Source organism: Ochrobactrum sp. Marseille-Q0166 (assembly GCF_014397025.1).
In the GTDB taxonomy this organism is placed as follows: domain Bacteria; phylum Pseudomonadota; class Alphaproteobacteria; order Rhizobiales; family Rhizobiaceae; genus Brucella.
The window spans coordinates 970,525-983,631 of the sequence record NZ_JACJUO010000002.1; the positions used below are offsets into that span (position 1 = coordinate 970,525).

A 13,107-nucleotide genomic window follows, 5' to 3' on the forward strand; every position below is an offset into this window, starting at 1 on the left:
GCCAAGTTTCGTAATCAGCGTAGGGGATTGGATATTTAGCGACTTCAGCTCGAAGCTCACCGGCTTCGGTTCTCCAGATAGCAGTCGCAACCCAAGGGCGCTTGATTGGCGCAAGGTTCTTGTTCAGCCCGCGACGGTCACGAAGCTTGAAGTACCCACATTGCGGTCCGCTTTCATGGCTCGCATAGCTCAGCTGGATAGAGCGTTGGACTTAGGTTCACAGGTCGTAGGTTCAAATCCTGCTGCGAGCCTGCCACTCGGACAGAATGCGAGGCGACCGAAAGGCGTCAATTCAAGCCGGATATAACGGCGGGCTAGGTAGTGTTTCCGGCAATCCTAGGTATATGTAATCCAGTACATACCCGCCTTGCATACTAATCAGAACGGCGGCGCTGAACCTATCGTGACACGCCCTTCTATGTTTGATAAATGTTTCCCTGTTAAATTCTGGGAGACTTGAGATGGCATGCGGACGATGTGGAAACGAAAGCTGTAATGAGGGTATGAAATGTGCAAGCTGCGGCGCTGAATATCGTCGTAAGCGGTTTCTTCTGTTCTCAACCGTTCTGTTGAGTTTGATTATTTCCGCTGGCTTCTTAGCGAACTGGTCAGGGTACGTTTCATTCTTGTTTTGGCTAGCCTTACAGTTACCTCTGACTGCATTGATGTATCGCGCGTCTCGCAAATCTTGGCGCGTAAGACCAGTTATCTAAGGTTTAAATTCTTCGTGTATCAGCCCCGCCTAGTGCGGGGGGGGGGCTTTGGCGAACAGTTTTTAATTTATGCTTTCAGCGTGTCGAATTATCCGAGCAATCTCATAAGGGCCTTCAATTCCACTATCTTATATCTTGTACACCTGTTTCGCGATCTTCAGGGCTTCTGCTGCTGTAGGCGAAGAAACATTAAGCAACACAGGTTTCGACATACGCACGCTGCTCTGGCTTATATGTTCCAACAAACTGGTCTGTACGAAATGGCATTCAATATGTCCTCAAATCAATTGAATTAACGCTCTTACATTACCCATCAGGAATAAACAGTGGCTCTCGCAGGAAATCAAACATGGCTCGCGGAGGTAAGCGCGATGATGCTAGCCGTCTTGTCGAGGGTAACGTTACCGACAGGGTACATCTAATCATTGCTTGGAACGGCGCAGGTTAAATCCCCTTCGGGACAATTGAGATAGTTTATGAGCTGCTTATTACGCTCTGTCGTTAGTTGGGCTCTGCATGATGCAAGCATCATAGGGTGTATGCTTCCACCAGCTGTTGACGAGGATGAGAAATTACATTCAGCATCTCGAAATTTAATCCATGCCCGTTGGGAGGATATTAATAGCTGCTTTGCATCTGGATCGTCAGAGAGCCGTCTTTCGATTTCCTTGTAACTGACGTTAAGCAACTTGTCCGCCTCATGTAATTTATCATTAGCGCATTGGTTCATCGTTGCTTGATCGTCGGCCTTGTCGCATTCGACTGCTGCAAATGCTGGTGATGACAATAGTGCTGCCGTCATAACAGTTAAAGTAAATAGCTTCATTCCCGCCTCCCATAACTTGTGTTGAGATTAAACCGTGGCTTTCACAGTAAAGCAAGAGGGGTAGATGTCGCTGCACGAGGCACTTTAGGTGCAACCGGGAACTTTCATAAAATTACGTACGTCACTGCTTCCGGCACGTTTAATTATGATGCTGAAACAAAGCTCACTGAAATCATTCTTATTGGCGGCGGCGGTGGTGGAACGGTCTATAAATTGATTAGCAATCCCACTTCTGCCTCTATCACGATTGGCGCAGGTGGAGCGCTTTCCAGTTCTTCAGGAGGTTTACCTGTAGCTGGAAACAACGGAGGAAATTCCACCTATACCGCTTCTGGCATTTCGTTGACTGCGGGTGGTGGTGCGGGAGCGCCACAAACCTTTGCGTCTGCAAATGCTGTTGCTGGTAACGGGGGTGCCGGAGGAACGGCAACGGGAGGCGATAGAAATATTCCGGGTGAAAATGGGAAAGGATCACTGTCATTAGGCTTGTCCGCTGTGGGTGGCGGGGTAGCGGTTGGTCTGGCTGGTGACGGAGGAAGTTCTGCTTATGGTGTCGGCGGATTAGCGCCAAGGATTTCATCAAATGCCGCAGCCCAAGGGATCGGGAATTATGGCTTGGGGTTCGGCTCTGGCAGTTCGGGATCGATGCGAATGCTGATCGTTGGTAACTGGTTCAGTAACGCAGGTGTTCCCGGAATATGCATCATAAGGGAGTATAAATAATGCTTGCAGCACTTATTCACGATGAGTTTGTTAGCAATATCATTGTCGTAGATGAAACCACTGATCTTACTGAGTTTGCAGGATACATTCGGTGCGCGGACGATGTTGCAATCGGCTGGTCATATGCGAATGGTGAGTTTGTCGCTCCACCGTCAAACACTGATCCACTTGTGCCGGTCGTTATCATCATTCCGGCTTTGACACTATGGCGACGGATGAACAATGACGAGGCCGAACAGGTGAATGACGAAATGCAAAAACGACCGTTTCGCATGAGAAAGATTTTTGAAACAGCCCCTAACTTTCGATCAGATGATGAGCTTTGGCCGCTGCTTGAACAGATAGCAAACGAGCTTTTCGGCGCAGATTGAGCGGCTGAGTTGCTGGCATCATAAGCCATCCATAATTGATCTAGAGCGCGTCCATTGAACGCGGAATCGTGTTGAGGATTCCCTTGGTCGCCGAATTCTGATTCCATCGCTCCGACTGGTGATTTGGTTGGAGGCAATATGACCCGGCTTTCAGTGATGATCTGCGTAGCCGCGTTCTGGCTGCGTCACGGGATGGCATGTCGGCACGTTCAGCGGCAGCCCGATTTGGGATTGGGATTTCAACAGCCATCGCCTGGATTGCGAGTGCGCGAGCAGGTCTGTTGACCCCGGCGAAGCAGGGCCGACGCGGCGGCTCACGCCTGGATCCTCACGAGGACTTCATCTTCGGCATGATCGAAGAGGCGAAGGATATCACGCTCAACGAAATGGTCCGGCGATTGCATGAGGAGAGAGCCGTATTGATCGGCCGCAGTGCGCTTGACGTCTGGCTGCGAAAGCGCGGCTGGACTTTCAAAAAAAGACCGCACATGCACTGGAGCAGGACCGTCCTGACCTGCTGAAGCGTCGCCAGGACTGGTTCGACGGCCAGCTCGATCTCGATCCAGCGCACCTCGTATTCATTGATGAAACCGGCCTGAGCACGAAGATGTCCCGGCTTCGCGGACGAGCCCCTTGCGGAGATCGATGCCATTCACCGGTCCCACACGGCCATTGGAAGACAACGACATTTACCGGTGCACTCAGACTATCTGGCATGACCGCGCCCATGGTCCTCGACGGTGCGATGAACGGCGTCGCATTCCAGGCCTATGTCGAACAGGTTCTCATTCCAACCTTGGTGACCGGCGACATCGTCATCATGGACAACCTGCCGTCACATAAGGCGAAGGGCGTGCGTCTCGCAATCGAAGGTGCGGGCTGCAGCTTGCTCTACCTTCCTCCATGCAGTCCAGACTTCAACCCCATCGAGAAGGCCTTCGCCAAGCTCAAGGCCGTCTTGCGCGCCAAAGCCGAGCGAACCGTCGAGGGCTTATGGAATACTGTCGGCCAGATCGTCACGCTGTTTGAACCACAAGAATGTGCCAACTACTTCAAATCCTGCGGAGATGACCGCGAGTAAAGTGGACGCGTTCTAGTCGACCGTGCCGCCTTATGAGGCGCTCTCTAGCTTCGCGTCATCATAAGAACATGGTGATAAACCCTGCCAGCGCAAACAAGAACGCAAACACAGTTAAACTCACATTGAAATAGATGACCATAATAGCACCAGGGGACAAAGCACGATTGCTATGGCGATAAATGCTGTTCCGATTACGGCGGATTGATGGTCATATTAGCTGCCTCATATGTAGTAGCAAAAAAGCAACTAGCGCTTATCCCCGTCACGTTGGCGCAGGGTAATGTGGTGGGGTGACAGTATTAATAATCTGAGGCCCTGCATTACGGGGCCTTTTCATTTGCCGAAAGGAAACACCGTGAATATGAACCTTGGCGATACCCGCCTCTTGATTGAGGTTGGTCGAGAACGCGGACTATTGCGCAATCAAATGGCGTATGTGCTTGCCACCGCTTACCATGAAACGGCTAAGACAATGAAGCCGATCAACGAAATGGGTGGTGATAAGTATCTTAGATCAAAGAAATACTGGCCGTATATCGGTCGCGGCTATGTGCAAATCACCTGGAAGGTGAACTACGAAAAGGCTGGCAAGGTTCTTGGTGTCGACTTTGTGTCGAAGCCTGAACTTCTGCTCAAGCCAGAATATGCCGCGCCCATCATCATCGCTGGCATGGCCGAAGGCTGGTTTGCTGGTGACAATAAAGGGCGCCACAGACTTGATCGTTACATCACCCTGCAGAAGTCCGACTTCAAAGGCGCTCGACGGATCGTCAATGGAACTGACAAGGCCGATCTGATTGCAGGCTATGCACGTGAGTATGACAAGGCATTGCTGAATGAAGGTTATGGCGTTGATACGATCATCGAAGCCAAGCCGAACGATGTGTTGCCGGAACCGGTTGTTGAAAAGCCAATCTCAAAATCTTCGCGGTTCTGGTCATGGATTGGCAGCGGTGGGGCAGGGGCTGCAATCCCGTTTGTCGATTGGCGTGTCCAGATGGTGCTCGTCGTGTTCGTTCTCGCACTCACAGCATATGCAATCTTCACGATGCCACAGGCCAAGGCCAAGCTTGAAAAGCTGGTGGATGCGATATGAGCGCAATCTGGGCCGTAATCCCCAATTGGTTGAAGATCGCCGCCGCCGCTGTTCTGGCGGCTTTTTTGTGTCTGGCGGTTGGATACGTGGCCGGAACCATCAAAGAGCGTCACCGGTCAGCATTGGCCACTGCAGAAGCAACCGCAAAGGCAATCCAAAAGAGGGCGGATATAGATGAGGAAGTTATTAGTATGGATGCTCACAGGCTTTGCCTTGAGCTTGGCGGGTTGCGCGAGCAATGCGACGAACTGCGCAGGCTGGAAGCCAGTAAGCCTTAAGCCTGACACTGCCGTCTATCTGGCCGCCAATGATTTGAAAGCCGGGCAGGGTATTGCAGGGCATAATGCGTTCGGGAAGTCGCGGGGTTGCTGGTAAATGTCAGATCCAGGGCAGGAGCGGGCATTAGGCCGTGTCGAGGGTAAGCTTGATCATATCATCAGGGATCAGGAGCAAGCCAGATCAGACCGGAAGCAGCAATATGAGCGCCAAGAGAAAACCGAACGTCTGCTTGAGGAAATGAGCAGGCAGATGAAAGGCATGAGCCTTCGTCTTGAGAAGGTCGAGGAACCAGTTGCCGACTTCAATCGCTGGAGGGAGCGTGGTGTTGGAGCGATTATGCTTGTGTCATTCGCAGCCGCATCACTCGGCGGGTTATTTGCCACATTCGGGAAGAAGATTTGGGTGTTGATGACGGGGTAAAACGGGGCAGAAGAAGGGGAATTGAGAGGGTGCAAGGTGAACACATTGCCACACCCGACTTAGGTGTGGCGGAACACGTTGAGAACCAATTGCCACACCTTGAAAAATATCAAAGTGTTTTCAATTGCTTATTGTTATTTTTGGAAAAGATTGGAGGCCTCACCCGGAATCGAACCGGGGTGCAAGGATTTGCAGTCCTCTGCGTAACCACTCCGCCATGAGGCCTTCTAAAGAGCTGTGCCAAATCAGCCGCTAAGCTCTTGATGAGTTCCAATATTGATCGAAACTCGCTTCGTCAAGCCGTTCCGGACGATTGTACGATTTTTGTCCAAAGGTTTCCGTGATGTGTTCATGCTAAATTCATTCGTCTATTTCACGGTCTGAAGGCGTCTGTGGTTGCGCGAGATTGCCCTTTGAAAAAGTGTAGCCTGTTTCTACCGCATTACGTCCGAACTTGTTTCGCAGCCGATCGATCGCATTTTCTGCGACTGCCCGTTTTGTTGCCTGAGTATCAACGAGGTCAGGCGGATCGGCGCGGTCGTCTGTTGACAGTTCGCCGACACCGATACCCAGCAGCCTGAATCTTGTTCCATCCAATTCCTTTTCCAGGAGCTGAAGGCCGGTACGAAAAATGCGATCTGCCAACTGTGTTGGGTCTGCAAGCTGGCGATTGCGTGTGCGCAACTTGAAATCATGTGTTTTGAGTTTGAGCATCACTGTGCGGCCGGCGATGTCTCCGGCCTTCAGCCGCTGCGAGACTTTTTCTGACAAGGCACGTAACACGGGAACGAGATCGGTTGCTTGCGAGAGATCTTTGTTAAAGGTCGTTTCTGCCGAAACACTTTTCATGTCATGTTCCGGCTCGACTTTACGGCTGTCTTGCCCGCGAGAAAGTCTGAAAAGACGCTGCCCCATGGTACCATAGGCCTTCATCAACGAACCTTCATCCATTGTCTGCAATTGTCCGATTGTACGAATACCATCGCTTTGGAGCTTTGCATTAAAAGCTTTTCCTACGCCCCAGATCATACTGACCGGTTTATCACGCAGGAAATCCTGAGCTTCAGCTTCGCCGATAACTGAAAACCCCCGAGGCTTTTGAAGATCAGAAGCAACCTTCGCTAAATACTTGCAATAGGAAAGCCCGACCGAGATTGAGATGCCGATTTCTTCTTCGACGCGTTTTGCAAAACGAGCGAGAACAAGTGCCGCTGGTGCGCGATGCAACCGTTCTGTGCCGTCGAGATCAAGGAATGCCTCATCAATCGAAATGGGTTCGACGAGTGGCGTCAGGTCATACATCAATTGACGGACTTCCCGTCCGACACGCGCGTATTTTTCCATATTAGGCTTTATAACCACCGCCTCGGGGCAAGCTTCCAACGCTTTGAACATAGGCATGGCTGAACGAACACCATGAATGCGGGCGATGTAGCAGGCGGTGGAAACGACGCCGCGCGTACCGCCGCCAATAATAACCGGTTTATCGCGAATATCCGGGTTGTCCCGCTTTTCAACAGAAGCGTAAAAAGCATCGCAATCCACATGTGCCAGGGAGAGCTTGTACAACTCGGGATGGCGCAAAAGCCTTGGGCTGCCACAGCTGCCGCAACGTTTCGCTGTCGCAGTCTTTTGCGGTGACAGGCAATCGCGACAGAACCCTTGCTCTGAACTGTTTGCGGCGTGTTGTTCGGTCATGGTTGCGTGCTGTCCGATGAACATAAAAGGAACATCGCTTTATAACACTAAAGTCTACCGAAGCCATCGTTACTCGATCACACTGTCAGTTGTGCACTTGACATTGGTGAAGATATCACCAAGTTTAGCAATATGAACAACCGTTTCGCTTCCATACTCCATCGGGTTCACCCGATCACGGGATAGCACCCCTCGAGTCCTGCTTAGCGCAGAGGATTCCGGGGGACGGTTCGCCGCTTGCCAGCAAGCGGATTTGCTAAAAGCGCTTTCTTAAAAAAACAATCAGTTATTCCGAACGAGAATCGTTACGGAGAACAATCATCACTAGACAGCAGTGAGCTAACGTCATGAGCGTAAAAAACCGCAAGAAGCCCAAAATCGTCGTGAGCAATATTGACAATGAACGCCTGACAATTCTGGCCGGGAACGTCTCTGAAAAGCTGGAGGAAGTTGCCGAGGAGCTGTTACAGGAACTGGATCGTGCGAAAGTCGTTCCGCAGAAAAAACTGCCGCTCGACGTTGTTTGCATGGGAGCGACTGTCGAATATCGTTCTAATGATGGCCAAGAGCGAAAAGTCACACTTGTTTATCCGGGTGAGGCAGATATTGCACAGGGCAAGATTTCTATTTTGACGCCGATCGGTGCAGCCCTGTTAGGTTTGGCTCCGGGGCAGTCCATGTCATGGGTTGCTCGTGATGGAAAAGCGCATGAGCTGAGTGTTCTGAGTGTTTCTCAGGTTGCGCCCGAAAGTGCATGACTTCAATCATATGACTAAAAAAGCCCCGGAAACGGGGCTTTTTTGTTCTAGTAATCAGATTTAAGACGTTCACTTGGCTCTGACTTTGCTATTTTTGGGCCCACACTTTTCGACAAAATCACTGAAGACGTAAACATGATATTTGAACACAAGTAGCTCGCCTTTGCCGCGTTTTACAAAGTCCTTCTGATTCAACATGCGATCAACACGCTTGATTTCTCTCCATTTTTGTCGGCAGGTCGATGCTGGTGTCACGCGTTGCGTAAAAAATGTACCATCGCTTAAGGGTATCTTCGGTGTGTTATATTGCGCATCTTTTTCAGCATCTGTGGTGACGCATCCACCTATAACGGTGAGGACTATACCGAGGAAAAAGATACGAATACCAAATTGTAATTTAGAAATTGGTCAGCTCCATCTCAAGAGATTCCATTCGCTTGGATTAAACATGCATTTCATACTCAAGTTTAAATCGCAAGCTCAGGAGTGGCGATAGACTTGGGAAATGGAACTGTTTTAAAGCTGGACCGTTAATCCGATGGGAGTGACGGTTGTGTCAACCGAACACGACGGTATGGAAAACACAGGGATTTTTTCGGTTTCTTCCTGTGGCCAACGGAATGGCAGACGAGTTCTTGTCCCGTCCGGCTGTTGCTCCACTATCTTCAGATCAGTCTAAAATTGATTGGTGATGCCACCCGGTAAAAGAACTGCAGCTTTTTCGATTGTGGCCGGGTCTCGTCCGGTTTCCTGGCAAAACCGCAACAGGGTCGGTTCATGGCCTAAATAGAATTGCAGCACCCCTGCCAGAAAACCGGGCTCTTGTGCGGCGGAGCGGATTGAAGAGGCTTCAATGCCCGTTAGAGCGAGAAACCGTGACATAAGATCATTGTCGTGCGCCAACCATACAAGTGCTTCTACGGCAAGTGTTTCGGCCTCTGCCTCGTTCATGACGGTCTTCATGCATTCGCTCCACTTTCAGCTCAATACGTTTATCAAAGATATGAATATACGATTCAGGATTTGGGAGAATATTTGCTATTCGTCAATCAAATACGCTTAAACTATATGAAATCCAGATGGGCGTAGCGGGCAAAACAAACCTGTCGTGTGGCGGACAAGAATAAGGCCAGGAAACATTCGATGACCAAAAGTGTGATGATCGTCGAGGACAACGAACTGAATATGAAGTTGTTTCGCGATCTAATCGAAGCCAGTGGATATGAAAGCATCAGGACCAGAAGTGGTCTGGAAGCGCTTGATCTTGCCCGTGAACATCGCCCTGACCTCATTCTGATGGATATTCAGTTGCCTGAAGTTTCGGGTCTGGAAGTTACCAAATGGCTCAAGGATGATGAGGAACTCAAGCATATTCCCGTTATCGCTGTAACCGCATTTGCCATGAAGGGTGACGAGGAGCGTATTCGACAGGGCGGCTGCGAGGCTTATATATCGAAGCCGATTTCTGTTCCGCGATTTATCGAGACGATAAAATCTTATCTCGGCGACGCATGATCAATTTCCGTAATCGGAAGTTTGCGTTATAAGATTTTTTGGGGGGCAAGGGATCATGACAGCGCGAATTCTCGTCGTGGACGATGTGGAATCAAACGTAAGGCTGCTTGAAGCTTTGCTTCTGCGTGAATATTACGAGGTAATTTCTGCTTATAACGGCACTGAGGCAATCGAAATCTGTCTGGGTGGACAGATCGATGTTGTTATACTTGACGTTCTGCTGCCCGGTATTGATGGTTTCGAAGTGTGCCGTCGCCTGAAAGAAGATCCCAGAACAACCAATATCCCCATCGTGATACTGACTGCGCTCAATAGTGCCCAAGATAAAATTGCCGGGCTTGAAGCTGGTGCTGACGACTTCATGACAAAGCCGGTGAATGATATTCAACTGCTTTCGCGCGTCAAAAGCCTTGCTCGGCTTAAAATGGTCTCTGACGAACTGTTTCAGCGCACCGGTACTGTTGCTGATACTGAAGTTGAGGCACTGCTCGTTACCAAATTGTCGGGACGCTTTGGAGGAGGAGACGATGCGGCGCGCATTCTTATCGTAGATGAGAATGAAATTGCTGCTGCTCGCCTTCGAACGATTCTGGGAGAAGATTATTTCGTTGATGTGGCCAATGATGCCAATGATGCGCTCATCAAGGCGATTGAAAACGACTATGACAGCATCGTCGTTTCAGCAGATTTTACCTATTATGATCCGTTGCGGCTCTGTTCACAGATAAGAACGATTGAGCGAACACGACTCGTTCCGATCATATTGATCGTCAACGAAGATGAAGGTTCGCTGGTCGTCCGTGCGCTTGAGCTGGGGGTGAATGATTATGTCATGCGCCCATTGGAGAAGCTGGAATTATATGCGCGGTTGCGCACGCAGATTAAGCGCAAGTGTTACAATGATCTTTTGCGGCAGAGTTTGCACCGTACAATAACCATGGCTGTCACAGACAGCCTCACGGGGCTGCATAATCGCCGTTACCTTGATACGCACATGCCAGTGCTTCTTTCGCGCGCTACGGGTCGCGAGAGGCCTTTATCAGTCATCATGATCGACTTCGACCATTTTAAACGGGTCAATGATCAATATGGTCATGACGGTGGCGATGACGTGCTGCGAGAGTTTGCAGCGCGGTTGCGCAAGAAGATTCGTGGAATGGATGTGATGTGCCGCTATGGCGGTGAGGAGTTTGCAATCGTGCTGCCAGATACAGATCTCGCGGCCTCTACCCACGTCGCAGAACGCATTCTTGAGGCGGTGTCAGAGAAGCCGTTTTTACTGGCCGGCGGTAAGCATCAGATCGACATGACAATCAGCATTGGTATTGCGTCCTTGCGGTTGATGGGCGCTGATACGGTCGAGGCACTCTTTGCGCGTACGGATGCGGCTCTTTATGAAGCAAAGACAAAAGGGCGGAACCGGATCGCTTTGTCGGCTGCTTGAAGTTTCCGTACCAAATCAAAAAGCCGTCTCAGTTGAGACGGCTTTTTGATTCCTGTCAGTCCAACTGGCTGCAGAAACGAATTACTTGATCTTCGTTTCCTTGAACTCGACGTGCTTGCGCGCAATCGGGTCGTATTTTGTCTTTGTCATCTTTTCCGTCATCGTGCGGCTGTTCTTCTTCGTTACGTAGAAGAAGCCGGTGTCAGCGGTCGACAAAAGCTTGATCTTGATGGTCGTAGCCTTGGCCATATTGAAATACCTGCTCTTTCATGATTAAACCGCTGCGAGTCTCACCAATTGGCAAGAAGCGGAAATTCGGCGCGAACCTACTGATTGAGGGCGAAAAGTCAACCCCGCTTCTTTCTTTGGATCAATCTTATCGCAGCAAAGAGTGCAAAAGCGGCAAAAAAGATACCCAATGTCAGCGGGAAACCCTTTGGACCCGCGATATCCATACCGACGCCGACGGCTTGCGGACCCGCCAACATCCCAATGGCATAGCAGAAGATGAATGCTGCATTGGCGGATGCGAGCTCGCGGCCAGTTAATTCAGAGCCAAGATGCGCAAGGCCAACGGTATAAAGACCGGCGACGACCCCGCCCCAAAGAAACAAAACAGCTGCCAGCAGATACCAATTATACATGAGGTAGGGCAGGGCGATCATGCCAACGAGGCCTGTAAGGGCACAGAACAAAAGTAACTTACGGCGGTCCGAAATTTTGTCACTGATAATTCCGAGGGGAATCTGCATCAAGACATTGCCAAGACCAATCATCGTTAACAGCAATGCCGCATCCCCTTCGCTAAAGCCCACGCGTGCGCCGAAAACGGGAAAGAGCGCGAAACCACCAGTTTCAACCGCACCGAACACAAATACAGCCATTGTGGCCGTCGGGACAGCGAAGATGAACGGCAGGAAGGGGACGTGCTCACCTTCTTCAAAATCAGGGCTATCGCGCCATGCAACAATAACCGGAACGATAGCGACGAGTATAATTGCAAAACCAACATAGAAAGGGAGACCGCCAGCACTGCCAATTTTTGAAAACAGCCACGGTCCAAGTGCAAAGCCGAGGGAGAGTGATGTTGCATAAATGCCGAGCACAAGGCCGCGTTTTTCTGGCGGCGCGGATGCATTGATCCAGTATTCCGAGAGAACGAAGAGCACGGTCAATGCAAAATGCAGGACGATTCTGAGTGCAAACCATGCCCAAAGTGGCTGAAGGAAATGACAGCCAAGAAATGCAATACTACCGACCAACAGCATGAGTACGATGGCCTTGGCCACGCCGAGCCGAGCGGCGATCGGCGCTGCTAGCGGTGCTGCAACAATTGATGCCAAACCTGCGACAGCGGTGTTCGCTCCGATAAGGCTGGCGGAATAGCCCCGGCTTTCAAGCAATACGCTCAAAAGCGGAATGCCAAGCCCGATCGCTGCGCCCATAGCACTGATCGTGGCGATGGCTGCGGCAAGCGATCGCCAATGCAAATCGCTTTCGTTTGGCCCGCTGCCGGTACGACGCGTTGCGAGATCGGCAGGATGGATTTCTTTGTTCATAAGCTCAGATCACTTCACGCACAAAGCGGCCGTGCCGCTTGCTGTATTGAACCACTGGAAGGGTGGCAGGCAGTTCATCTCGGGTCTCTGTCAGCAGCGTTTGCGCTTCTTTCAGAATAGCCTGAGTAATACGGGCAATATCCAGTTTATCAACCTCATCGATAGCGACCCAATTCAAATCCTGTAGTTCTCCACCGGGAACAATTTTTTGGTTTGCCAGTTCTGGCAGGCTGTCACGGAATGCAATGAAGAAACGCGCATCAAACCGGCGAATATTTCCGGGCGGTGTTATTGCCCGTGCAAAATAGCGTAGTTCACCCAATGCAGGCAGTGCACCACCCTCAAAAAACGATAGCCAGTCTCTGTTTGCAGGAGCATTGTCATGGTTTAATGACATCGTGCCACGCTCGGCTCTGCGAGCAAAACGAAGCCCGGTTTCTTCAAACGTTTCGCGGATAGCACAAAGTCCCAGCGCTCGAGCGCGCCGTTGTGAGGCACGCGATCCCATTCCTGTGACGAGCTTAATCGTGTCTTCAGGGCTTAATTCTGATGCTGCTGTTATCCTGCCATCGTCTGGATCAGCTTTGCCGCCGGGGAAAACGAATTTCCCGGGCATGAAAGCGA

Annotated in this window: 15 protein-coding genes and 2 tRNA genes; 10 read left to right on the forward strand and 7 right to left on the reverse strand. The window is 50.7% G+C overall.

Annotated features, from left to right (window positions below):
• The first annotated feature begins 178 nt into the window (after positions 1 to 178).
• Positions 179 to 251: transfer RNA gene (locus H5024_RS15785), tRNA-Leu, on the forward strand.
• A gap of 880 nt (positions 252 to 1,131) precedes the next feature.
• Here H5024_RS15785 and H5024_RS15790 read toward each other — a convergent pair.
• A complete protein-coding gene (locus H5024_RS15790; protein WP_187548082.1) occupies positions 1,132 to 1,539 on the reverse strand; it encodes a lysozyme inhibitor LprI family protein in 408 nt (135 codons plus the stop codon).
• 18 nt (positions 1,540 to 1,557) lie between these two features.
• Here H5024_RS15790 and H5024_RS15795 point away from each other — a divergent pair, with 18 nt between their 5' ends.
• From H5024_RS15795 to H5024_RS15820, 6 genes are all read left to right on the forward strand, one after another.
• Entirely contained in the window at positions 1,558 to 2,262 is a 705-nt protein-coding gene (locus H5024_RS15795; RefSeq protein WP_187548083.1) for a glycine-rich domain-containing protein, read from the forward strand.
• The gene (locus tag H5024_RS15800) at positions 2,262 to 2,633 is read left to right on the forward strand and encodes a hypothetical protein (RefSeq protein ID WP_187548084.1); all 372 of its coding nucleotides are present in this window, start codon (positions 2,262 to 2,264) and stop codon (positions 2,631 to 2,633) included. Before H5024_RS15795 ends, H5024_RS15800 begins: the two co-directional genes overlap by 1 nt.
• 197 nt (positions 2,634 to 2,830) lie before the next feature.
• Positions 2,831 to 3,714, forward strand: a protein-coding gene (locus H5024_RS15805; protein ID WP_247875305.1) for an IS630 family transposase whose coding sequence is annotated in 2 segments (ribosomal slippage) — positions 2,831 to 3,095 and positions 3,095 to 3,714 — 885 coding nt in all. Because the reading frame shifts where the segments join, the coding sequence is not laid out codon by codon here.
• Positions 3,715 to 4,075: 361 nt separating this feature from the next.
• Entirely contained in the window at positions 4,076 to 4,810 is a 735-nt protein-coding gene (locus tag H5024_RS15810; protein WP_187548654.1) for a glycoside hydrolase family 19 protein, read from the forward strand.
• The gene (locus H5024_RS15815) at positions 4,807 to 5,088 is read left to right on the forward strand and encodes a hypothetical protein (RefSeq protein ID WP_187548704.1); all 282 of its coding nucleotides are present in this window, start codon (positions 4,807 to 4,809) and stop codon (positions 5,086 to 5,088) included. The genes H5024_RS15810 and H5024_RS15815 overlap by 4 nt, the downstream gene beginning before the upstream one ends.
• 97 nt (positions 5,089 to 5,185) lie before the next feature.
• Positions 5,186 to 5,509 carry a DUF1515 family protein gene (locus tag H5024_RS15820; protein ID WP_187548086.1) on the forward strand — a complete coding sequence of 108 codons (324 nt, stop codon included), beginning with the start codon at positions 5,186 to 5,188 and terminating at the stop codon, positions 5,507 to 5,509.
• Positions 5,510 to 5,660: 151 nt separating this feature from the next.
• Here H5024_RS15820 and H5024_RS15825 read toward each other — a convergent pair.
• Positions 5,661 to 5,734, reverse strand: a tRNA-Cys gene (locus tag H5024_RS15825).
• A gap of 135 nt (positions 5,735 to 5,869) precedes the next feature.
• Entirely contained in the window at positions 5,870 to 7,207 is a 1,338-nt protein-coding gene (locus H5024_RS15830) for a DNA polymerase IV (protein ID WP_187548087.1), read from the reverse strand.
• A 347-nt stretch (positions 7,208 to 7,554) separates the two neighbouring features.
• Here H5024_RS15830 and rnk point away from each other — a divergent pair, with 347 nt between their 5' ends.
• Positions 7,555 to 7,965, forward strand: coding sequence for a nucleoside diphosphate kinase regulator (gene rnk, locus H5024_RS15835; protein ID WP_187548088.1), 411 nt, complete (start codon positions 7,555 to 7,557; stop codon positions 7,963 to 7,965).
• 675 nt (positions 7,966 to 8,640) lie between these two features.
• Here rnk and H5024_RS15840 read toward each other — a convergent pair.
• Complete coding sequence (locus tag H5024_RS15840) at positions 8,641 to 8,928, reverse strand: DUF3572 domain-containing protein (protein WP_187548089.1); 288 nt, start codon at positions 8,926 to 8,928, stop codon at positions 8,641 to 8,643.
• A gap of 180 nt (positions 8,929 to 9,108) precedes the next feature.
• Between H5024_RS15840 and H5024_RS15845 the strand changes: the two genes are divergently transcribed.
• Positions 9,109 to 9,480: a response regulator gene (locus H5024_RS15845; protein WP_187548090.1), complete on the forward strand. Its 372-nt coding sequence runs from the start codon at positions 9,109 to 9,111 to the stop codon at positions 9,478 to 9,480.
• 55 nt (positions 9,481 to 9,535) lie between these two features.
• Positions 9,536 to 10,924 carry a PleD family two-component system response regulator gene (locus H5024_RS15850; protein ID WP_187548091.1) on the forward strand — a complete coding sequence of 463 codons (1,389 nt, stop codon included), beginning with the start codon at positions 9,536 to 9,538 and terminating at the stop codon, positions 10,922 to 10,924.
• Between the two features lie 81 nt (positions 10,925 to 11,005).
• Here H5024_RS15850 and rpmG read toward each other — a convergent pair whose 3' ends face one another.
• The 3 genes from rpmG to H5024_RS15865 form a co-directional block, all read right to left on the reverse strand.
• Positions 11,006 to 11,173 carry a 50S ribosomal protein L33 gene (gene rpmG, locus H5024_RS15855; protein ID WP_002966024.1) on the reverse strand — a complete coding sequence of 56 codons (168 nt, stop codon included), beginning with the start codon at positions 11,171 to 11,173 and terminating at the stop codon, positions 11,006 to 11,008.
• Between the two features lie 98 nt (positions 11,174 to 11,271).
• Positions 11,272 to 12,414 carry an MFS transporter gene (locus tag H5024_RS15860; RefSeq protein ID WP_187548655.1) on the reverse strand — a complete coding sequence of 381 codons (1,143 nt, stop codon included), beginning with the start codon at positions 12,412 to 12,414 and terminating at the stop codon, positions 11,272 to 11,274.
• Between the two features lie 73 nt (positions 12,415 to 12,487).
• Positions 12,488 to 13,099, reverse strand: a complete 612-nt coding sequence (locus H5024_RS15865) for an NUDIX hydrolase (RefSeq protein ID WP_247875366.1) — start codon at positions 13,097 to 13,099, stop codon at positions 12,488 to 12,490.
• Between the last annotated feature and the right edge of the window lie 8 nt (positions 13,100 to 13,107).

Excerpts from the sequence above, each read along its gene's own strand:
- H5024_RS15790 (WP_187548082.1), bottom strand. The coding sequence starts at position 1,539 with ATGAAGCTATTTACTTTAACTGTTATGACGGCAGCACTATTGTCATCA.
- H5024_RS15800 (WP_187548084.1), top strand. The coding sequence starts at position 2,262 with ATGCTTGCAGCACTTATTCACGATGAGTTTGTTAGCAATATCATTGTC.
- H5024_RS15810 (WP_187548654.1), top strand. The coding sequence starts at position 4,076 with ATGAACCTTGGCGATACCCGCCTCTTGATTGAGGTTGGTCGAGAACGC.
- H5024_RS15815 (WP_187548704.1), top strand. The coding sequence starts at position 4,807 with ATGAGCGCAATCTGGGCCGTAATCCCCAATTGGTTGAAGATCGCCGCC.
- H5024_RS15820 (WP_187548086.1), top strand. The coding sequence starts at position 5,186 with ATGTCAGATCCAGGGCAGGAGCGGGCATTAGGCCGTGTCGAGGGTAAG.
- H5024_RS15830 (WP_187548087.1), bottom strand. The coding sequence starts at position 7,207 with ATGACCGAACAACACGCCGCAAACAGTTCAGAGCAAGGGTTCTGTCGC.
- rnk (WP_187548088.1), top strand. The coding sequence starts at position 7,555 with ATGAGCGTAAAAAACCGCAAGAAGCCCAAAATCGTCGTGAGCAATATT.
- H5024_RS15840 (WP_187548089.1), bottom strand. The coding sequence starts at position 8,928 with ATGAAGACCGTCATGAACGAGGCAGAGGCCGAAACACTTGCCGTAGAA.
- H5024_RS15845 (WP_187548090.1), top strand. The coding sequence starts at position 9,109 with ATGACCAAAAGTGTGATGATCGTCGAGGACAACGAACTGAATATGAAG.
- H5024_RS15850 (WP_187548091.1), top strand. The coding sequence starts at position 9,536 with ATGACAGCGCGAATTCTCGTCGTGGACGATGTGGAATCAAACGTAAGG.
- rpmG (WP_002966024.1), bottom strand. The coding sequence starts at position 11,173 with ATGGCCAAGGCTACGACCATCAAGATCAAGCTTTTGTCGACCGCTGAC.
- H5024_RS15865 (WP_247875366.1), bottom strand. The coding sequence starts at position 13,099 with ATGCCCGGGAAATTCGTTTTCCCCGGCGGCAAAGCTGATCCAGACGAT.